Consider the following 19,992-nt stretch of genomic DNA (forward strand, 5'->3'; position numbering starts at 1 on the left):
TAAACGGCTTGGACAGAAAATTTCATGCCCGCGGCCAGACACCGCTGACGGTCGGCCTCGGTGGCATTGGCGGTCAGCGCGACCACGGGGCCGCTCCAGCCGCGCTGCCGCAGGCGGGTCGGGTCACCGCGGACGGCCGCCGGCACGCTGGCATCGATGTCGCAGGTCAGCGTCAGCCCCTTGGCTTGCGCCTGCACGGCCAGGCTGTCGACACACTGCCGAATGAGGGTCGCGGGCGCCAACGCGACCTGCTCCAGCACCAGCTGGCCAGCCTCGATCTTGGAGAAGTCCAAGATGTCGTTCAGTAGCCCGAGCAGCAGCCGCGCCGAATGCATCGCGGTGTCAACCATCTCGCGCTACTCGGCCGACAGCGGAGTGTGCAGCAGCAGATCCAGCTTCCCCAGCACACCGTTGAGCGGGGTGCGGATTTCGTGGCTCATCACCGCCACGAACTCGGACTTGGCCCGGCTGGCCTCCAGCGCGGTGTCGCGCGCCGCTACCCAATCGGCGGTGCGCTGCTGCACCTGGGCCTGCAGGTCCTGCGCCAGCGCGCGCAGCTGCTGGTTGGCCAGGTACAGCTCGCGGCTTTTGCTCTCCAACAGCGCCTCGGCCTCCTTGCGCGCCTTGCGCTCGCGCACCAGCCGCCGTTCGGCCAGCGCCAGCGCCGCGGCCAGGTCAGGCGCGGCGGACGATGTCGAATCGGACACGGGTCAACCCCGGTTCGGACAGGCCCGTGGTCGTCAGCTCGGCGTTTTCGCCGTAGTGTGCCAGGCACCCCTCGATCAGCCCCTCGGCCCGCGCCGCAAACGGCCGGCGCGACTCGTAGACCATCACCCAGTGGCGGACATCGGCCTCGGGGGTGTCAAAGCGCGGTAGCTCGGCGTCGGGGTACAGCTTGCGCACCTCCAGATGCACGTGGTTCTCGATGCGTGACAGAAAATCGAACGCCGTCGGCACTCCGTCGAAAAACGACGGGTACAGCTGCGTGAAGCGCCGAAACAGATGCCGCCCGTACGCGCGCACCAGCTGCGGCACCGGGACTTCGGTCAGCCGGGACAGCTCCCCGATCAGCGCCAGCATCTCCTCGTGACTGTAGGTACCGACCGCAGTGTAGGCTCCACCGGAGGGCACGTTTGCGGCCTCGATCATGCGGTCGGCCACCTCGGGCGAGAACTGCTCCTCGACCATCTCGATGGCTCGGAAAAGACGATACCCTTCATGCGTTGACTCCTCGCTGGCCGATGTCGGTACTCCTCGCTGGCCGATGCCGGAACATCATACGCGCAGGCCACGCCCGGCACGGGCGCTAACATCCACGCCGTGAGCGTAATTTCCCACCCCGCAGACACGCCACCGCCCGAGCCGAACCCCGGCGTGGACACCCGCTTCCTGGAGTCGCTGATCGGCTACAACGCGCGGCGCGCGGCGCTGGCCATCATCGGCCACGTCCTGCCGCGTCTGGAGCCCTGGGGTCTGCGCGTGGTGGACTTTACCGTGCTGACCCTCATCGCCCATAACCCCGGCATCACCTCACGCCAGGTGTGCGCGGCGCTGGACATCCTGCCGCCCAACTTGGTGGGCTTGGTCCGCGGGCTGGAGCAACGCGGCTGGATCGAACGGCGCGATCACCCCACCGACCGGCGCGCGCAGGCGCTGTACGTGACCCCGCGGGGTGCGGCCGTACAAGCGCAGGCGCAGGCGTTGGTCAGTGCCGTCGAGAGCTCAGACGTGACGCACCTCGACGACGTCGAGCGCACCATGCTGATTCGCCTGCTGCGCAAAGTCTACCTGGGCCGCAACGCCTGACCGGGCGGCACCCGTCTCAGGCCGGCAGCGGTGCCGCGACGACGCGCTGGCGCTGCTCGCCCAGCTGCGGGCTGCCCAACGTCATGACGTCACCCGCGCGCAGGTATACGGGCGGTCGCTGCCCCATGCCGACGCCCGGTGGCGTCCCGGTCAGGATCACATCGCCTGGCAGCAACCGCATGAAGCGGCTCAGGTACGCCACGATGGTGGCCACGCCGAAGATCATCGTGCGCGTGCTGCCGCGCTGGCGCGGCGTGCCGTTGACGTCCAGCCAGAGTTCGACCGCCTGCGGATCCGGGATTTCGTCGGCGGTTACCAGCCACGGCCCCAGCGGGCAGTGCGTCGGGTAGCTTTTGCCCTTGATCCACTGCCCGTCCATCTCGAGCTGGTGCGCGCGCTCCGAGACATCATTGGCCAAGCAGTAACCAGCCACCACCTGCAGCGCACGCGCTTCGGGCACATGCCAGGCGGGCTGCCCGATGACGACGGCCAGCTCCACCTCCCAGTCCAGCTTCTGCGCGCCCGGCGGCAGCCAAACGTCGTCGTGCGGGCCGCACACGGTCGCCGTGTGCTTGCTAAAGACGATCGGCTGCTTCGGGATTGGCAGGCCCGCCTCCGCGGCGTGGTCGGCATAATTGAGGCCGATGGCGATCACGTTGCCGATCTGCCCGACGCAGGGGCCCAGCCGCTGCCCCGGCTCCACTGGTGGCAGCCGGGCCGGGTCGAGTCGGCCCAGACGCGCCAGCGCATCCGGCCCCAGAGTGTGTGGCGTCAGGTCGCCAACCACGGCCGACAGATCGCGGCCCACGCCATCGGCGTCGAGCATGGCGGGGCGTTCGTCGCCTGGGGGGCCGTAACGGAACAGCTTCATCGGTCACACTCCGGTGCGCTTGACGGAAGACGGGCCGCAACCGACCACCACCGGCATTGTGGCACGCCTCTTGAAAGCGCCTCCGCCGTCCCCAGTGTAAGTACAGTTTGTTGTCTTCTCCCATCGGATCGTACAACCACCCATGACTCAGACCTCCACTCCCGAGACCCCGAACGCGGCCAATGGGGCGCACGCCGCCGCAGCGGCCGACAGCACCAGCACCCCGGCTGCCGAGGCGGCAGCCGACGACGCGAAACCGGACGCCGCAGCCGAACTACAGGCCCTGCGCAGCCGCGTGGCCGACCTCAACGACCAGCTGCTGCGCGCGCTGGCCGATGCCGAAAATACGCGCCGGCGGGCCGAAGAGGAGATGGCCAAAGTGCGCAAATTCGCCATCGAGAGCTTTGCCGAGAGCCTGCTGCCGGTGCTCGACAGCCTGGAGGCTGGCCTGGTCGTGCAGGAGGCGACGATCGAGCAGATCCGTGAAGGGACCCAGGCCACGTTGAAGCAGTTGCAGGCGGCGCTGGCCCGACAGAAAATCACGCCGATCGCCCCGGCGCCCGGCGACCGCTTCGATCCGCACCAGCACCAGGCCATCAGCATGGTCGAGGCCGACCAGCCCGCCAACACGGTGGTGGCTACGTTGCAAAAAGGCTACCTGATGGCCGAGCGCGTGCTGCGTCCGGCGCTGGTGACGGTGGCGGCGCCCAAATGACCTAGCCGGGGGTATTCCCGCAGCCTTGAAGTCCGCCGGGCCGCCCCCACCTGCGTAATAGCGCCGCAGTTCGGGCCTCGATCGGCATCACCCGCCACCGGGGTCCCCACCGTAGCCCGGCCACCGCGGCTTTCATCGAATCGAAACAGGAGCATCCTCACATGGGCAAGATCATCGGCATCGACCTGGGCACCACCAACTCGTGTGTCGCCATCATGGAAGGCGGCGCGCCCAAGGTGATCGAAAACGCGGAAGGGGCGCGCACCACGCCCTCCATCGTCGCGTATATGGAAGACGGCGAAATCCTGGTCGGCGCCCCGGCTAAGCGTCAGGCCGTCACCAACCCGAAAAATACGCTGTTTGCGGTCAAGCGTCTCATCGGTCGCAAGTTCGAAGAGAAGGAAGTCCAGAAGGACATCGGCCTGATGCCCTACAAAATCATCAAGGCCGACAACGGTGACGCCTGGGTCGAAGTGCGCGGCCAAAAGCTCGCACCGCCGCAAGTCAGCGCCGAAGTGCTGCGCAAGATGAAGAAGACCGCCGAGGACTACCTGGGCGAGCCGGTCACCGAGGCCGTCATCACCGTGCCGGCCTACTTCAACGACGCGCAGCGCCAAGCGACCAAGGACGCCGGCCGCATCGCCGGGCTGGAGGTCAAGCGCATCATCAACGAGCCCACGGCTGCCGCGTTGGCCTTTGGTCTGGACAAGGGTGGCAAGGGTGACCGCAAGATCGCGGTCTATGACCTGGGCGGCGGCACGTTCGACATCTCGATCATCGAAATCGCCGACGTCGACGGCGAAAAGCAGTTCGAGGTGCTGTCCACCAACGGCGACACCTTCCTGGGTGGCGAAGACTTCGACCAGCGCATCATCGACTACATCATCAGCGAGTTCAAAAAGGAACAGGGCGTCGATCTGTCTAAGGACGTGCTGGCCCTGCAGCGCCTGAAAGAAGCCGCCGAGAAGGCTAAGATCGAGCTGTCGTCGAGCCAGCAGACCGAGATCAACCTGCCCTATATCACCGCCGACGCCACCGGGCCGAAGCACCTCAATATCAAGCTCACGCGCGCCAAGCTGGAGAGCCTGGTGGAAGATCTCATCGAGCGCACCATCGAGCCGTGCCGCATCGCCATCAAGGACGCCGGCATCAAGGTCTCGGATATCGACGACGTGATCCTGGTCGGCGGCATGACGCGCATGCCCAAGGTGCAGGAGAAGGTCAAGGAGTTCTTCGGCCGCGAGCCGCGCAAGGACGTCAACCCCGACGAGGCGGTGGCGGTGGGCGCGGCCATCCAGGGCGCCGTGTTGTCCGGCGAGCGCAAGGACGTGCTGCTGCTGGACGTGACCCCGCTGTCGCTCGGCATCGAGACGATGGGCGGCGTCATGACCAAGATGATCAAGAAGAACACCACGATTCCGACCAAGTACTCGCAGGTGTTCAGCACGGCCGAAGACAACCAGCCTGCCGTGACCATCAAGGTCTATCAGGGCGAGCGCGAAATGGCCGCGGGCAACAAGCTGCTGGGTGAGTTCAACCTGGAGGGCATTCCGCCAGCACCGCGCGGCGTGCCGCAAATCGAAGTCACCTTTGACATCGATGCCAATGGCATCCTGCACGTGTCCGCGCGCGACAAAGGCACCGGCAAAGAAAACAAGATCACCATCAAGGCCAACTCGGGCCTGACGGAAGAAGAGATCCAGCGCATGATCAAGGACGCCGAGCTCAACGCGGCCGAGGACAAGCGCAAGGTCGAGCTGGTGCAGGCCCGCAACCAGGGCGATGCCCTGATCGCGTCGGTGCGCAAGAGCCTGAAAGAGTACGGCGACAAGCTCGACGCCGCCGACAAGGATCGCATCGAAGCCGCGATCAAGGAGCTGGAAGAGGCCATCAAAGGCGACGACAAGGCTACCATCGGAGCCAAGACCGAAGCGCTGATGAGCGCCAGCCAGAAGCTGGGGGAGAAGATGTACGCCGATGCGCAGGCAGCGGGCGCCGCAACCGCAGCGACCGCCAGCGGATCGACGGGCACGGACGGCAGCGCCTCGCGCGCGGCGGCGGACGACATCGTGGACGCCGAGGTCAAGGAAGTCAAGCGCGACTGAGCCGCCGACCTGACCCGCCGCTGCTGCACGCCGCGTTCGGGCATTCGCGCCCGGCGCGGCTTTTCCGCTCCAAGCAAGACTGTGGATCGACATGGCCAAACGCGACTACTACGAGATCCTGGGCGTGACCCGCAACGCCAGCGAAGACGAGATCAAGAAGGCCTACCGCAAGCTGGCCATGAAATATCACCCTGACCGCAACCAGGGGGATGCCGCCAAGACGGCCGAGGAAAAATTCAAGGAGGTCAAGGAAGCCTACGAGATCCTGTCCGATGCGGACAAGCGCGCCGCCTACGACCGCTACGGCCACGCGGGCGTCGACCCCAACATGCGCGCCGGCGCCGGCGACGGATTCGCCGGTTTCAGCGAAGCGTTCGGTGACATCTTCGGCGATATCTTCGGCGCGCCACGCGGGGCACGCGGACGCCAGGTCTACCGCGGTGCCGATCTGTCGTACGCGATGGAGATCACGCTGGAGGAAGCCGCTCGCGGCAAGGATGCGCAAATTCGCATCCCGTCGTGGGACGATTGCCCTACCTGCCACGGCAGCGGGGCCAAACCCGGCACCAGCGCCAAGACCTGCCCCACCTGTCATGGCAACGGTGTGGTGCAAATGCGCCAGGGTTTCTTTAGCGTGCAGCAGACCTGCCCACACTGCCACGGCAGCGGCAAGATCATCCCCGAACCCTGCCCCACCTGCCACGGCGAAGGCAAAGTCAAGCGCCACAAGACCCTGGAGATCCGCATTCCCGCTGGCATCGACGACGGCATGCGCATCCGCTCCAGCGGCAACGGCGAGCCCGGGCGCAACGGAGGGCCGCCCGGTGACCTGTACATCGAGATCCGCATCCGCAAGCACGACCTGTTCGAGCGCGACGGCGACGATCTGCACGTGCAGGTACCGATCAGCATCACCACCGCCGCGCTGGGCGGCGAGGTCGACGTGCCGACGCTCGACGGCAAGGCCACCATCGATATCCCCGAAGGCACCCAGACCGGCAAGACCTTCCGCCTGCGGGGCCGTGGCATCAAGGGGGTGCGCTCCAGCTTCCCCGGTGACCTGTACGCGCACATCGTGGTCGAGACGCCAGTCAAACTCACCGAGCACCAGCGCCGCCTGTTGCGTGAACTCGAGGAGTCGTTTCGCAAAGGCGGCGGCCGCCACAGCCCCAACGAGAAGGGATGGTTTGAGAGGGCCAAAGATTTTTTCTCCTGAGGCTGCGCAAACGGTGATGCGGGTGCGCGGCCACGCTACCATGCCCCCATGGACGTGCGCATACAGTTTCTGGGCGGCGCCGGAACCGTCACCGGATCGAAATACCTGATCGAGTACCGCAACGATCGGCTGCTGATCGACTGCGGGCTATTCCAGGGCTACAAGCACCTGCGGCTGCGCAACCGCGCGCCGCTGCCCATCGTGCCCAACCAGATCCGCGCGGTGGTGCTGACCCACGCACACATCGACCACAGCGGCTACCTGCCGCTGCTGGTGCGCGAGGGTTTCCGGGGTCGCATCTGGTGCACCGCCGCCACCCGCGACCTGTGCGACATCCTGCTGCCCGACGCCGCCCACCTGCAGGAGGAAGACGCAGCGTTTGCCAACCGGCACGGCTTCTCCCGGCACAGCCCGGCGCTGCCGCTGTACACTGCGGCCGACGCACAGGAAGCGCTGCGCCATCTGCGCGCGCAGCCGCTGTATCAACCTTTTGAGCCAATCACCGGCTGGCGGGTGCAGTTTTTTGGCGCCGGTCACATCCTGGGGGCTGCGTCTGTGCTGGTGGAAGTGGGCGGGCGGCGTTTGCTGTTTTCGGGCGACCTGGGACGGGCCGACGATCTCCTGATGTTTCCGCCCGATCCGCCGCCTGCGGCCGACGCGGTGGTGGTGGAGTCCACGTACGGTAACCGTCTGCACCCCACTGGCCATCTGATCGACGAACTCGCCCCGCTGCTGGCGCGCGTGGCCGCCCGCGGCGGCACGGCGGTGGTGCCGGTGTTCGCGGTCGGTCGCGCGCAGGCGCTGCTGCACGCCATCGACGAGCTCAAGCGCCAGCAGCGGCTGCCGCGTGCGCTGGCCGTCTACCTGGACAGCCCGATGGCCGCGCATGCCACGGCGCTGCTGATGCAGCACCTGGGTGAGCACCGGCTCAGCGCCCAGCAGGTGCGCCACATGACACAGAGCGTGCAGGTGGCACGCACACCGGACGAATCGAAGGCCATCGCCCGCCATGGGGGGCCCAAGGTGATTCTGGCCGGCAGTGGCATGGCCACCGGGGGGCGCGTGTTGCACCACCTCAAGCTGTACCTCGGCGACCACCGCAGCATGGTGATGCTGACGGGCTACCAGGCGCCGGGCACCCGCGGGGATTCGCTGCTGCGCGGCAACAACACGGTGCGCATTCACGGACAGGACTGGGCGGTGGCGGCGGAAGTCGTGCAATTGACCACTGCCTCTGCCCACGCCGACGCCGACGGGCTACTGGGCTGGCTGCGCGCCATACCCGGCACCCCGCACCGCATCTTCGTCACCCACGGTGAACCGGAAGCCGCCGACGCGCTACGCTGCCGCATCGAGCGCGAACTGCGCCGACCAGCCCTGGTGCCGGAACATGGATCCACGTGGGCGGTGTAGGCAACGCGGAACAACCTCCGGCCGCGGCGCCGAGCCGCAATCGGACATCTCAGCAAACCCGTTCAGCCCCTACCGGCCGAGCTGGTCGCCCCAGACAAAAAGCGCCACAGCGCTTCGTCGTCCGCAAAGGCCACGTTGAAGCGCAGCCACGGACTCGGTTGCAGATCGAGCCCGAACAGGTGGCCTGGTCCGAGCAGAATGTCCTGCTCCGCCGCTTGGTAGGCCAGTGTGGTGGCATTGTCGATGGACGGATGCCGCGCCCACAGAAACATACCGGCACCGGGCTGTGCGAACAGCTCGAACCCTTTGCGCTCCAGCTGCTCAGCCACGCGCTGCTGCGCCTGCGCCAGCCGCTGCCGCAGGGCACGCAGGTGCTTGCGCCAGCGGCCATCGATCAACGCACCGTAGGCCAGCCGTTCGGCAAACTCCGACGACGTCAACCCCGAGATCATTTTCAGTTGCGCCACGTCTTCCAGCACGTCGGGGTGCGCCGCCACGAAACCGACGCGCAGATTCGGGGAGATGGTTTTCGAGAAGCTGCCGATATAGATGACGCGCTGCAGCTGATCCAGACTGGCCAACGACGGACGCGGCTCGGGGTCCAGATCGGCATAGATGTCGTTTTCCACCACCCGCACACCGTAGCGCTCGGCCAGCTGCACCACGCGGTGCAGCTGCGCCAGCGACGCCACCGAGCCGGTGGGACTTTGCAGCCGCGGTTGGGTGAAAAAGACCTTGGGCCGGTACGTGACGATGCGCTCCTCTAGCGCTACCAGATCCCAGCCTTGCGGCGTGCGCGGTGCACCAATCAAGCGCGCCCCCAGAAAACGCAACGAAAACAGCAAGTTAGGATAGCCCGGCTCGTCCACCAGTACGGTGTCGCCGGCCTGCACCAGGCGGCGCGCCACCAGATCCATGGCTTGACTGGAGCCATGCGTCAACACAATCTGGTCGCTGACGACGGCGATTTCCTGTTCGGCCAGCACATCACGCACCAACTGACGCAGCGGTGTGAAGCCTTTCGGTTCTCCGTAGCCCCCCAAATCAACCGCGTCCGACGCCAGCGCGCGCAGACTGCGTTTGACGCCTTCACCAAACAACCAGTCGCTGGGCAGCCAGCCGCAGCCCGGCTTCAAGCGCAGGTTGCGATTTTCGAACACGCGCCGCAGATACCACATCGAGTCAAAGTGGTACTGCGGCCCCTGCTCTGCAGCCGTGTCGGGCCGACTGTCGCGGCTGCGCACAAAAAATCCGGAATGCGGACGTGAAACGAAATACCCCAGCGCTACCAAACGGTCATACGCATCCACTACCGTGTAGACGCTGACACCGTGTGCATGCGCAAACTGGCGTATCGATGGCGCTTTCGCCCCCGGCCTCAGCACGCCGCTGCGGATCAACTCGCGAAAACCATCGACAATTTGCAACACCAGCGGTGTCGCGCTGGCTGGATCGAGTGTGAACATGTGCACAAAACCAACGGATGGTGCCGACCACCAAACAAGCGCCACCTTCGCCGGCCTGTGCCAACACCCGGCCAGCGACGTCAACAGCCGCGCCCTGAGTGCCACCCTCGACCCGGCAAGGGACACAGGCGCGGCGGGAGGCTGTCCATCCAGGCGGCGCTGTACCGGCCAGCGCGGCAGCACAGTGCTTAGGGCGCGATGGCACGGCTGTATATGTTACGGGGGTGTCCGCTGGCCTACAGTGTCGGCTTGGGATGTCACCCGGGGCGGGCTCTGTCGCGGTGGCGCATCCATGAGTCCAGCGTCAGGTGGGCTGTCGCGCCACCGCTGGCGCCATTTTCCGACTGGGAGACCGTCATGCACAGCGATCCGCAGCTGCAATCCGCCGCCAAGACCAACGCCAGCCTGATGGCACGCCGCCGCGCGGCGCTACCCGCTGGGCTGGGGCAAACCTACGAGGTGTTTGCCGAACGCGCCGAAGGTGCCGAAGTGTGGGACGTCGAGGGCCGCCGCTACATCGACTTCGCCGGTGGCATCGCCGTGCTCAACACGGGCCACCGTCACCCGAAGATCGTCGAAGCCGTCAAAGCGCAACTGGACAAGGTGCACCACACCTGCTTTCAGGTGCTGGCCTACGAGCCGTATGTGGAGCTGGCCGAGCGGCTGATCGCCAAGGCGCCGGGCAACTTTCCCAAGAAGGCCTTTTTCCTGTCTACCGGGGCCGAGGCGGTGGAAAATGCCATCAAGATCGCGCGCGCGGCCACCGGTCGGCAGGCGGTCATCGCCTTCGGCGGCGGCTTTCACGGCCGCACGCTGCTGGGCATGGCGCTGACGGGCAAGGTGGCCCCGTACAAGGTGGGCTTTGGCCCCTTCCCGGCCGAGATCTACCACGCCGAGTATCCCAATCCGTTGCACGGCATCAGCGTCGCCGACGCCCTGCGTTCGCTGGAGCACATCTTCAAATACGACGTCGAGCCGGGCCGGGTGGCGGCCATCATCCTGGAGCCGGTGCAGGGCGAAGGCGGCTTTTATGTCGCGCCGTTTGAATTTGCCCGCGCGTTGCGTGCCTTGTGCAACCAGCACGGCATCGTCTTCATTGCCGATGAGGTGCAGACCGGCGCGGGCCGCACAGGCACTTGGCTGGCCTGCGAACAGTGGGGGGTAGCCCCTGACATGATCACCATGGCCAAGAGCATGGCGGGTGGCTTCCCCATCTCGGCCGTCATCGGCAGGGCCGAGATCATGGACAAGCCGCTGCCCGGTGGCCTGGGTGGCACCTACGCCGGCAACCCGCTGGCCTGCGCGGCGGCGCTGGCGGTGCTGGACGTGTTCGAAGAAGAAAAACTGCTGGAGCGCTCGCGCGCCGTGGGCGAGCGGCTGAAAGCGGGCCTGACCGCGCTGATGACCCAGCACCCGGAAATCCGCGATGTACGCGGCTTGGGCGCGATGGTGGCCATCGAACTGTTCGACGGCGGCGATCTGTCCAAGCCCGCTGCCGATCTGACCCGGCGCCTGTGCGCCGAGGCGCTCAAGCGCGGACTGGTGCTGCTGTCGTGCGGCCTGTACGCCAACGTCATTCGCATTTTGGTGCCGCTGACGGCTAGCGACGCGCTGCTGGATGAGGGGCTGGCCATCCTGGGCGAATCGCTACAAGCCGCCAAGGGCTGATCGGTGCCAGACGCGAGCCGACGCCAGCACGGGGCGCCGTTCGTGCCGCTGGCGTATCAGCGCGTATCCGTCGCGCCCCCCTGTCGGCAAACATCCTGCAGCCACGCCTTCAGCAGCGCCAGTGCCGGGCGCTGCGGAACCTGCGGCTGCACCAGATAATAGGCGCGCTGCGCTTTCAGCGGCTGCGGACACGCCACGACCAACGCCCCGCTGGCCAGCTCGTCCTGCACCAGCAGGGTCGGCATCAGGGCCACGCCCAGACCGGCGATGGCAGCGGCCGCCTGCATCGAAAACAGCTCATAGCGCGGGCCAGCCACGGCGCGCGGCGCATCGACGCCCTGCGCGTCAAACCACTGCCGCCAGGCATCGGGGCGGGTAGCTTGTTGCAGCAGCGGCAGTGCGGCCAGCTGTTCTGGTGTCAGCGGGCCTGATCCATAGCCGCTTGCCCGCAGCAGGTGCGGACTACACACGGGCAGCACGTCTTCGTCCATCAGCCGCATGGCGTGCGTGCCGGCCCATTGCTGCACCTGCTGCGGCGTGCCTGCCCAAATGGCCGCATCCACCCCGGTGTCGGTAAACAGGAACGGGCGCGTACAGGTCTCGAAATGCAGCAGCAGCTGCGGCTGCCGAGCGGCCAGCTGCGGCAAGCGCGGAATCAGCCAGCGCGTGGCAAACGTCGGCACGACCGCCAGCGTCAGGCTGTCGCCCTGCCCGCGCCGGCCCATGACATCCACCGCATCACGCTCCAGCGCATCCAGACGCTGCCGCACCTGACGGGCGTAGTCGGCCCCGGCAGGGGTGAGCGCCATGCCGTGCTGGGTGCGCCGAAACAGCGCCACCCCCAGAAACGCTTCGAGTACCGCCACCTGGCGCGATACGGCGCTTTGCGTCAGCGCCAGCTCTTGGGCGGCACGCGTGAAGCTTTGATGGCGGGCGGCCGCTTCAAAACACTGCAGGGCCTGAAGGGAGGGCAGACGGCGGCGCATGGGGTCGTTGAGAACCGCGAACTTTGGCGGTGCCGGACGCACTATTATGCGCCTTCCTCATATCTGAGCGATAAAAAATCGTTTGGCTGGTACAGACAAAGGGCATAACATTGTCAACATCGACACAACATGCATATCACCGAGAAAGGGCAACCGCATGACCTCGACCCGCACCGCCTTCGACTGGGCCGACCCATTTTTTCTGGACGACCAACTCAGCGCCGATGAGCGCGCCGTCCGCGACGCGGCCCGCGCCTACTGCCAAGAGCGGCTACTGCCCCGCGCGCAGGAGGCGTTCCGCCACGAAAAGTCCGACCGTGCCATCTTCAACGAGATGGGGGCCATCGGCCTGCTCGGCCCCACGATTCCCGAGCAGTACGGTGGCGCGGGGCTCAACTACGTCAGCTACGGGCTCATCGCGCGCGAAGTGGAACGCGTCGACAGCGGCTACCGCAGCATGATGAGCGTGCAGTCGTCGCTGGTGATGGTGCCGATTTACGAATTCGGCACCGAGGCGCAAAAGCAGAAGTACCTGCCCAAGCTGGCCAAAGGCGAGTGGGTGGGTTGCTTTGGCCTGACCGAGCCCAATCACGGCTCGGACCCGGCCAGCATGATCACCCGCGCGCGCAAGGTGCCCGGCGGTTATAGCTTGAGCGGCACCAAGATGTGGATCACCAACAGCCCCATCGCCGACGTGTTCGTGGTGTGGGCCAAAGACGACGAAGGCCAGATTCGCGGCTTCATCTTGGAAAAGGGTTTCAAAGGCTTGTCGGCCCCCGCCATCCACGGCAAAGTGGGGCTTCGCGCCTCCATCACTGGCGAGATCGTGATGGACGACGTCTTCTGCCCCGAAGAGAACGTCTTCCCCGACATCCGTGGCCTCAAGGGCCCGTTTACGTGCCTGAACAGCGCGCGCTACGGTATCGCCTGGGGTGCGATGGGGGCGGCGGAAGACTGCTTCCACCGCGCGCGCCAGTATGTGCTCGATCGCCAGCAGTTCGGGCGTCCGCTGGCGGCCAACCAGCTCATCCAGAAAAAACTGGCCGACATGCTGACCGAAATCGGGCTGGGGCTGCAAGGGGCGTTGCGTCTGGGCCGTCTGAAGGACGAAGGCAAGGCGCCGGTGGAGCTGACCAGCGTGCTCAAGCGCAACAACTGCGGCAAGGCGCTGGAGATCGCTCGCATGGCGCGCGACATGATGGGCGGCAACGGCATCAGCGACGAATACGGCGTGGCCCGCCACCTGGTCAACCTGGAGGTGGTCAACACCTATGAAGGCACGCACGACATTCACGCGCTGATCCTGGGCCGCGCGATCACCGGTATCGCCGCCTTTGCCAGCTAAGTGCGGAAGGACGAACGTCGCCGTTCAGTGCTGGGCTCACCGCCGCCGATACCGCCTGCCACCCTTTGTCTGCGCAGCGCAGCGTCCAGGTTCTGCGCTGACTGGTTTCTCGCCCAACCATGATGCCTGACGAAGCCCCTGTCCCAGCAACGGCATCCCCCGGCCCGCACGGCGTGCGTGACGAGGCTGATGCCCCCCGACCGTTGCACGGTGTGCGGGTGCTGGATTTGTCCCGCGTGCTGGCTGGCCCCTGGGCCAGCCAGATCTTGGCCGACTATGGAGCAGACGTGATCAAGGTCGAACGCCCGGGCACAGGCGACGACACCCGCACGTGGGGGCCGCCGTGGTGGGAACCGGACGCCACCGGTGGCCAGCGGCAGTCGGCCTATTTCATCTGTGCCAACCGCGGCAAACGGTCGGTTGCCATCGACTTCGCACAGCCGGCGGGCGTGGAGAGCGTGCGGGCGCTGGCGCGCCAGGCCGATGTGCTGATCGAAAACTTCAAAGCGGGCCATCTGGCCCGCTACGGATTGGACGCCGCCAGCCTCCAAGCGCTCAATCCACGCCTGATCTACTGCTCCATCACCGGCTACGGGCAGAACGGCCCGCTGGCCCATAAAGCGGGCTACGATTTCGCTATCCAGGCCGAAGGCGGGCTGATGAGCATCACCGGCGAGCCCGATGGCGAACCCCAGAAGGTGGGCGTGGCCGTGACCGACCTGATGACGGGGGTGTACGCCGCCACCGCCATCCTGGCGGCGCTGCACGAACGCCAGCGCACCGGCCGCGGGCGGGTGCTGGACGTGGCGCTATTCGACGTGCAGGTCGCGATGTTGGCCAATCAGGCCAGCAACCAGCTCGTCGGCCAGCGCACACCGCGGCGCATGGGCAACGCGCACCCCAACATCGTGCCGTATCAAGCCTTCCCCACACGCGACGGCCATTTGGTGCTGGCGGTGGGCAACGACGGGCAGTTTCAGCGCTTTTGTGAGGTGGCTGGCCACCCCGAAGTGGCGTATGACGTGCGTTTCGCTACCAACCCCGCACGGGTGGCGCACCGGGCCGAGCTGGTGCCGCGCATCGCTGAGTGGACGCGCACACGCGACACCGCCGACTGGGTGCAACGGCTGGATGCGGCTGGCGTGCCGTGTGCGCCGATTCTGGACATCGCGCAGGTGATGTCGCACCCGCAGGTGCGTGCGCGCGGCATGGTGCTGGACGGCGACGCACAACGCCCGCCGATGGTGGCGCACCCCGTCTGCTTCGACGGCCAGCGGCCCACCGCCCATCGCCCACCGCCGGTTCTGGGTGGGGATCAAGCGGTATGGCGCTGAGCTGTCCAGGTGGCGGCTGTACCGGCTGCGCGGCCCACACAGGGCCGCGGTGGCTGTCGCTGGCTGTACCGGGTATGCCGTCGGCTTCGCGCTACAGTGTGGCGGTTAGCTTGACATGACGGAGACGACGATGGACGTAAAAGCCTCCCCTCTCGCGCTGCTCCAAGACCCCACCCTGCTCAAGACCGAAGCGCTCATCGGCGGGGAATGGGTGGCCACAGGCGAGCGGTTCGACGTGATCGACCCCGCCACCGGGTGCAAACTGGCTGATGTGGCCAAGCTTGGCCCGGCCGAAGCGCAACAGGCCATCGCGGCCGCCAACGCGGCCTGGCCCGCCTGGCGCAACAAAACGGCCAAGGAACGCGCCAACATTTTGCGCAGGTGGTACGAACTGCTGATGGCCCATCAAGACGACCTGGCCCGTCTGATGACTGCTGAACAGGGCAAACCCCTGCCAGAGGCCAAGGGTGAAGTGGCGTATGGCGCCAGTTTCGTCGAGTGGTTTGCCGAAGAAGCCAAGCGTGTCAATGGAGAGACGCTGCCCCCGTTTGACAACAACCGCCGCCTGCTGGTGCTCAAGCAGCCGATTGGCGTGTGTGCGGCGATTACGCCGTGGAACTTCCCGCTGGCCATGATCACGCGCAAGGTGGCGCCCGCTTTAGCGGCGGGCTGCCCGGTGGTTATCAAACCGGCCGAGCAAACCCCGCTGACGGCATTGGCCGCCGCCGAATTGGCGCTGCGCGCGGGCATCCCAGCAGGGGTGCTCAATGTGCTCACCAGCGACGGCTCGGGCAGCATCGCCATCGGCAAAGTGCTGTGTGACAGCCCGGTGGTGCGGCACTTGAGCTTCACCGGCTCCACCGAGGTCGGCCGCATCCTGATGGCGCAAAGCGCCCCTACCGTCAAGAAACTGTCGCTGGAACTGGGCGGCAACGCGCCTTTCATCGTGTTCGACGACGCCGACATCGACAGCGCTGTGGAAGGCGCCTTTGCCAGTAAGTACCGCAACGCTGGCCAGACCTGCGTGTGCTCCAACCGCATCTATGTGCAGGAAGGCGTCTACGAGGAGTTCGTGCAGAGGTTCGCCGCCAAGGTGGCCACCGCCAAAGTGGGCAACGGCTTTGAAGACGGTGTCAACCAGGGCCCGCTGATCGAGGAGGCCGCGGTGCAGAAGGTGTTGCGCCACGTGGAGGATGCCGTTGCCAAGGGTGCGCGCGTGCTCACAGGCGGTCGTCGGTTGCACGGTTTGTTCTTCGAACCCACCGTGGTGGCCGACGCCACGGCCGAGATGCTGTGCGCGCGCGAGGAAACCTTTGGCCCCTTCGCGCCGGTGTTCAAGTTCCGCACCGAGCAAGAAGTCATCGACGCGGCCAACGCCACCGAGTACGGGCTGGCAGGCTACTTCTACAGCCGTGACATCGGGCGCATCTTCCGGGTGGCCGAGGCGCTGGAGTACGGGATGGTGGGGGTCAACGTGGGCATCTTGGCCACCGAGCACGTACCCTTCGGCGGCGTCAAGCAGTCTGGGCTGGGACGAGAGGGCTCGCACCACGGCATCGACGAGTACGTCGAGCTCAAGTACGTTTGTATTGGCGACGTGCTGCGCTGAGCAGCCGGGCCGGGCTTTGTTTTACAATGCAGGGCGCGCGGCTGTCGTTCAATGGTAGGACCTGAGCTTCCCAAGCTCAAGACGTGGGTTCGATTCCCATCAGCCGCTCCATACTCCACCGACCCGGCGCCTGCCGGGTTTTTCGTTTCTGGCGCGCCCGTGTTCAAACAACTGACGATCTACCAACTGGCCGACGGCCTGACCACCACGCTGGAGCAGGCTGAGGCGGCCCTGGCCGCCCAGCCGTTTACGCCGTGCGGGCCAACGCAAACCCTCAGCGTCGGCTGGGTTGCGCCGCGTGGTCTGCCGCACGCCCCACTGGTCGAAGCGGTGGCCGGGCATTGGCTGATGCGTTTTCGCATCGAGACCAAACGCGTCCCTGCGACCGTGCTGCGACAGGAGCTTCAGGAACGCTGTGCGCGCATTCAGGCCGAAGAGGGCCGCACGCCGGGCCGGCGCGAACAGCGCGAGCTCAAGGACGCCATTGAGCAGGAGCTGTTGCCGTTGGCGTTTCCGGCCAGCGCCGACGTTCAGGTGTGGCTGGATCGGACGCAAGGGCGGCTGGCGCTGGATACGACCGTGGCGCGTCGCATCGATCTCGTCACCTCCGCGTTGACCGAGTCACTCTCTGGCTTGCGCCTGCAGCCGCTGCAGACGGCGCTGACCCCAGCCACCGCGATGGCCGGCTGGCTGGCCGCCGACGCCACCGACTGGCCGCCGCACTTTGCGCCGGGGCGGGAGGTGGAACTCAAGGGCGACGGAGACCGTCCGGCGGTGGTGCGTTTTACACGTCACGTCCTCGACCGCGAAGATATGCAGCGCCATCTGGCGCAGGGCAAACGCCCCACCCGTCTGGCCCTGGACTGGGAGGGCCGGGTCCAGTTCGTCCTCACCGACACGCTGCAGCTGCGCCGCCTTGCATTTGACGATGGGGTGTTCACGGCGCAGGGGCAAGCCGACGATGGCGGCTTCGACGCCGACGCCGCCATTGCCACCGGTGAACTGGGTGCGTTGCTCACCGATCTGATCCAGGCGCTGGGTGGCCTCGCGCCCACGCCGCCCTGACATGACGACTGAATCATCCCTGCCCCGGCTCCTGGACGAACGCATCAGCGCGGCGGCACAACCGCTGGCCGACACCCTGTCGGGCATCAATCTTCTACGCCGTACCGGTAGGGGAGCACCGCTTTCCGCTAATCGTCGGCTGGCTGATCGCGGCAGCGCTTGTGTTTACCGTGTATTTCCGTGGCATCCCGCTGCGCGGCTTCGGTCACGCCATCGACGTGGTACGGGGGCGCTACACCGACCCGAACCACCCTGGGGGAAGTCTCGCCATTTCAGGCGTTGAGCGCCGCAGTCTCCAGAAACCGTCGGGCTGGTCAACACCGTCGGCGTCGCAGTGGCGGTGTCGGTGGGCGGGGCCGGGGCGACATTTTGGATGATCGTGGCCGGCCTGCTGGGCATGGCCACCAAATTAATAACCGAGGTCACGCTGGGTGTTAAGTACCGCGACATCGACGCGGCTGACCGCCGTGTGGCGGGCGGCCCGATGCGCTACCTCTCCCAGGGGACTGGCCGAGCGTGGCTGGCCGCGTCTGGGTCGGGCTCTGGCGGTATTTTTCGCCTTTTGCTGCGTCGGGGGCTCGCTCGGCGGTGGCAACATGTTCCAGGCCAACCCAAGCTACCAGCAGCTGCTGCAGGTCACCGGCGGCCACGCAAGCCCACTGGCGCACCACGCCTGGCTGTTTGGCAGTGGGCTGGCGCTGCTGGTGGGGCTGGTCATCATCGGCGGCATCCGCTCCATCGCTGCCGTTACCGCCCGGCTGGTGCCCGTGATGGCGGTGCTTTACCTGGGCGCCGGCGCCGTCGTGCTGGCGGCGCATGCCGACCGGCTGCCGTGGGCCGTGGGCCAGATCCTGATGGGTGCCTGGTCCGCCGAAGGTGTCGCCGGGGGCGCGCTGGGGGCATTGATCACGCGTGGAGCAGCGCGCCAGCGGTGGCCTAAAGGTGTCGCCGGGGACGCGCGGGGGCGTTGATCCAGGGGTTTCCGCGTGCCACCTTCTCCAATGAAGCCGGGATCGGGTCAGCGGCCATCGCGCACGCCGCCGTGCGCACCGATTGTCCCATTTCCCACGGCTACGCTGCGCTGCTGGAGCCGTTTATCGACACCGTGGTCCTCTGCACGATGACGGCATTGGTAATCATCGTCACCGGCTACGTGGACGCCAAAGGCCCCACCCCATCGGCCGGCGGCGTCCTTGGCGTGGCGTTGAACTCGGCGGCGTTTGGCCGTTTCATGGATGGCTTTCCGGTGGTACTGGCGGTGTGTGTGGTGCTGTTTGCGTTTTCGACGACGATCACCTGGTCGTACTACGGACTGCAGGCGCGGAGACATTCTAAGGAAGGTCTGCACAACCTGCTGCGCGTACCGATCGCTGCGTTGCGCGGTGCTCGCTCCCTCGCCTAACTCATTGTGATGTCTCGGTCGCTGCACTCCGTGCGCCTTGCGCTCTGCCCGCTCGCGACGGTCGTGAAGACCTTATCCCTCACTCGGTCCGCACCGCGCCATCGAACTGACGTACAAGGGACTGTTCTTGCTGTGCGTGATCGTCGGTGCAACGATGAATCTGGGGCCGGTGATCGACTTCTCCGACGCGATGATCTTCGCAATGGGCATCGCCAACGTGATCTCGGGTTGTACCTGCTGATGCCCGTCGTGCGTCGGGAGCTGCGTGCATACGAAGCCGAGCGGATCGCCCGCCCGCCCCCCGTGACGGTCGCTGAGGCGGCAGCGGCGCTGCCGCGCGGTAAATACCCCGGGATAGGGTCAACGCGCCTACCCTAAACGGAGCGTTCCCGCAACGCACGTACGTTGTGAACGGGACGACATTGTCCTGTCAACGCGCCTACCTTGGGACGGTCCCCGCAACGGGCCCCATGGGGCTGGCCAGAGTCGTCCGGTAGCGCCGCTCAGCCTTTGAGGATCCGTCCGGCTCCGTCGGTGACGCTGACGGCTACCGGTATGCCTTGCTGCACGCTCATCGACACGGTGCAGAACTGCTCGAATTGATCAAGGATCCGGTCCAGGTGCTGGTAGGCATCGCCGGGCCGTTCGAGCCGGATGTCGACGCGGATACCCTGGATGCGCAGACGGTTGGCCTCGTTGCGTCCGATGGTGGCCCGCGCTACTGCGGTCAGCGTGCCCGGATCCTGCTTGAACTTGCTCAGCGCAAAGGTCAGACTGGCGCTGAGGCAGTTGGCCACCGCCGCTAGCAGCAGGTGGTTGGGCGTCGGCCCCTGCGCCGCCCCCAGGGGCGGAGGTTCGTCGCTGAACACGTGCGGGGTATCCAGACCAAAGTCGATTTCGAACTGATAGCCCTGACGGCGCGTCAGGGTGACCAAGGCTTCGGCGGCCATATGCGGGTTTCTCCTAGGTGACTCGGACACCAACTTTGAGA

18 protein-coding genes, 1 tRNA gene and 2 pseudogenes are annotated in these 19,992 nt (G+C 66.4%); 14 read left to right on the top strand and 7 right to left on the bottom strand.

What is annotated here, in order from left to right; all coding sequences use genetic code 11:
• From V7Z54_RS02965 to V7Z54_RS02975, 3 genes and pseudogenes are all read right to left on the bottom strand, one after another.
• Nucleotides 1-350: pseudogene (locus tag V7Z54_RS02965) on the bottom strand (hypothetical protein); the annotation flags it as partial.
• Nucleotides 351-356: 6 nt separating this feature from the next.
• On the bottom strand, nucleotides 357-707 hold the full coding sequence (locus V7Z54_RS02970) for a histidine kinase dimerization/phospho-acceptor domain-containing protein (RefSeq protein ID WP_334134260.1): 351 nt from the start codon (nucleotides 705-707) through the stop codon (nucleotides 357-359).
• Nucleotides 676-1,188 carry a heme NO-binding domain-containing protein gene (locus V7Z54_RS02975; protein ID WP_334134261.1) on the bottom strand — a complete coding sequence of 171 codons (513 nt, stop codon included), beginning with the start codon at nucleotides 1,186-1,188 and terminating at the stop codon, nucleotides 676-678. Before V7Z54_RS02975 ends, V7Z54_RS02970 begins: the two co-directional genes overlap by 32 nt.
• Nucleotides 1,189-1,320: 132 nt before the next feature.
• Here V7Z54_RS02975 and V7Z54_RS02980 point away from each other — a divergent pair, with 132 nt between their 5' ends.
• The gene (locus V7Z54_RS02980; RefSeq protein WP_334134262.1) at nucleotides 1,321-1,806 is read left to right on the top strand and encodes a MarR family winged helix-turn-helix transcriptional regulator; all 486 of its coding nucleotides are present in this window, start codon (nucleotides 1,321-1,323) and stop codon (nucleotides 1,804-1,806) included.
• Between the two features lie 16 nt (nucleotides 1,807-1,822).
• Here the strand turns inward: V7Z54_RS02980 and V7Z54_RS02985 are convergent, their stop codons facing one another.
• Nucleotides 1,823-2,677, bottom strand: a complete 855-nt coding sequence (locus tag V7Z54_RS02985; protein ID WP_334134263.1) for a fumarylacetoacetate hydrolase family protein — start codon at nucleotides 2,675-2,677, stop codon at nucleotides 1,823-1,825.
• A gap of 142 nt (nucleotides 2,678-2,819) precedes the next feature.
• Here V7Z54_RS02985 and grpE point away from each other — a divergent pair, with 142 nt between their 5' ends.
• The 4 genes from grpE (at nucleotide 2,820) to V7Z54_RS03005 (ending at nucleotide 8,126) form a co-directional block, all read left to right on the top strand.
• Entirely contained in the window at nucleotides 2,820-3,392 is a 573-nt protein-coding gene (gene grpE / locus V7Z54_RS02990; RefSeq protein ID WP_334134264.1) for a nucleotide exchange factor GrpE, read from the top strand.
• Nucleotides 3,393-3,526: 134 nt separating this feature from the next.
• The gene (dnaK, locus tag V7Z54_RS02995; protein ID WP_334134290.1) at nucleotides 3,527-5,497 is read left to right on the top strand and encodes a molecular chaperone DnaK; all 1,971 of its coding nucleotides are present in this window, start codon (nucleotides 3,527-3,529) and stop codon (nucleotides 5,495-5,497) included.
• A gap of 91 nt (nucleotides 5,498-5,588) precedes the next feature.
• A complete protein-coding gene (gene dnaJ / locus V7Z54_RS03000; protein WP_334134265.1) occupies nucleotides 5,589-6,713 on the top strand; it encodes a molecular chaperone DnaJ in 1,125 nt (374 codons plus the stop codon).
• 48 nt (nucleotides 6,714-6,761) lie between these two features.
• Complete coding sequence (locus V7Z54_RS03005; RefSeq protein ID WP_334134266.1) at nucleotides 6,762-8,126, top strand: MBL fold metallo-hydrolase; 1,365 nt, start codon at nucleotides 6,762-6,764, stop codon at nucleotides 8,124-8,126.
• A 62-nt stretch (nucleotides 8,127-8,188) separates the two neighbouring features.
• On the opposite strand, the gene V7Z54_RS03010 is transcribed toward V7Z54_RS03005, so the two are convergent.
• Nucleotides 8,189-9,592 (bottom strand): aminotransferase-like domain-containing protein, encoded by a 1,404-nt coding sequence (locus V7Z54_RS03010; RefSeq protein WP_334134267.1) that lies wholly within the window; start codon nucleotides 9,590-9,592, stop codon nucleotides 8,189-8,191.
• A gap of 357 nt (nucleotides 9,593-9,949) precedes the next feature.
• Here V7Z54_RS03010 and gabT point away from each other — a divergent pair, with 357 nt between their 5' ends.
• Complete coding sequence (gene gabT / locus V7Z54_RS03015; protein ID WP_334134268.1) at nucleotides 9,950-11,260, top strand: 4-aminobutyrate--2-oxoglutarate transaminase; 1,311 nt, start codon at nucleotides 9,950-9,952, stop codon at nucleotides 11,258-11,260.
• 56 nt (nucleotides 11,261-11,316) lie between these two features.
• Here the strand turns inward: gabT and V7Z54_RS03020 are convergent, their stop codons facing one another.
• A complete protein-coding gene (locus tag V7Z54_RS03020; protein WP_334134269.1) occupies nucleotides 11,317-12,246 on the bottom strand; it encodes a LysR substrate-binding domain-containing protein in 930 nt (309 codons plus the stop codon).
• Nucleotides 12,247-12,403: 157 nt separating this feature from the next.
• Between V7Z54_RS03020 and V7Z54_RS03025 the strand changes: the two genes are divergently transcribed.
• From V7Z54_RS03025 to V7Z54_RS03055, 8 genes and pseudogenes are all read left to right on the top strand, one after another.
• Nucleotides 12,404-13,591, top strand: coding sequence for an acyl-CoA dehydrogenase (locus V7Z54_RS03025; protein ID WP_334134270.1), 1,188 nt, complete (start codon nucleotides 12,404-12,406; stop codon nucleotides 13,589-13,591).
• Between the two features lie 119 nt (nucleotides 13,592-13,710).
• Entirely contained in the window at nucleotides 13,711-14,925 is a 1,215-nt protein-coding gene (locus V7Z54_RS03030) for a CaiB/BaiF CoA transferase family protein (protein ID WP_334134271.1), read from the top strand.
• A gap of 130 nt (nucleotides 14,926-15,055) precedes the next feature.
• Nucleotides 15,056-16,534 (top strand): NAD-dependent succinate-semialdehyde dehydrogenase, encoded by a 1,479-nt coding sequence (locus tag V7Z54_RS03035; RefSeq protein ID WP_334134272.1) that lies wholly within the window; start codon nucleotides 15,056-15,058, stop codon nucleotides 16,532-16,534.
• Nucleotides 16,535-16,571: 37 nt separating this feature from the next.
• Nucleotides 16,572-16,645 (top strand) — tRNA-Gly (locus tag V7Z54_RS03040).
• Nucleotides 16,646-16,693: 48 nt separating this feature from the next.
• Nucleotides 16,694-17,599 (top strand): recombination-associated protein RdgC, encoded by a 906-nt coding sequence (locus tag V7Z54_RS03045; protein WP_334134273.1) that lies wholly within the window; start codon nucleotides 16,694-16,696, stop codon nucleotides 17,597-17,599.
• A 310-nt stretch (nucleotides 17,600-17,909) separates the two neighbouring features.
• Nucleotides 17,910-18,095: pseudogene (locus V7Z54_RS09955) on the top strand (alanine:cation symporter family protein); the annotation flags it as partial.
• Nucleotides 18,067-18,570, top strand: coding sequence for an alanine:cation symporter family protein (locus V7Z54_RS03050; RefSeq protein ID WP_334134291.1), 504 nt, complete (start codon nucleotides 18,067-18,069; stop codon nucleotides 18,568-18,570). The pseudogene V7Z54_RS09955 and the gene V7Z54_RS03050, both read left to right, overlap by 29 nt.
• Complete coding sequence (locus V7Z54_RS03055; protein WP_334134274.1) at nucleotides 18,567-19,001, top strand: alanine:cation symporter family protein; 435 nt, start codon at nucleotides 18,567-18,569, stop codon at nucleotides 18,999-19,001. Before V7Z54_RS03050 ends, V7Z54_RS03055 begins: the two co-directional genes overlap by 4 nt.
• 503 nt (nucleotides 19,002-19,504) lie before the next feature.
• Here the strand turns inward: V7Z54_RS03055 and V7Z54_RS03060 are convergent.
• On the bottom strand, nucleotides 19,505-19,951 hold the full coding sequence (locus tag V7Z54_RS03060; RefSeq protein ID WP_334134275.1) for an OsmC family protein: 447 nt from the start codon (nucleotides 19,949-19,951) through the stop codon (nucleotides 19,505-19,507).
• Nucleotides 19,952-19,992: the final 41 nt, after the last annotated feature.

Origin of the sequence: Tepidimonas sp. (assembly GCF_036824975.1) — a bacterium.
Classification (GTDB): Bacteria; Pseudomonadota; Gammaproteobacteria; order Burkholderiales; family Burkholderiaceae_C; genus Tepidimonas.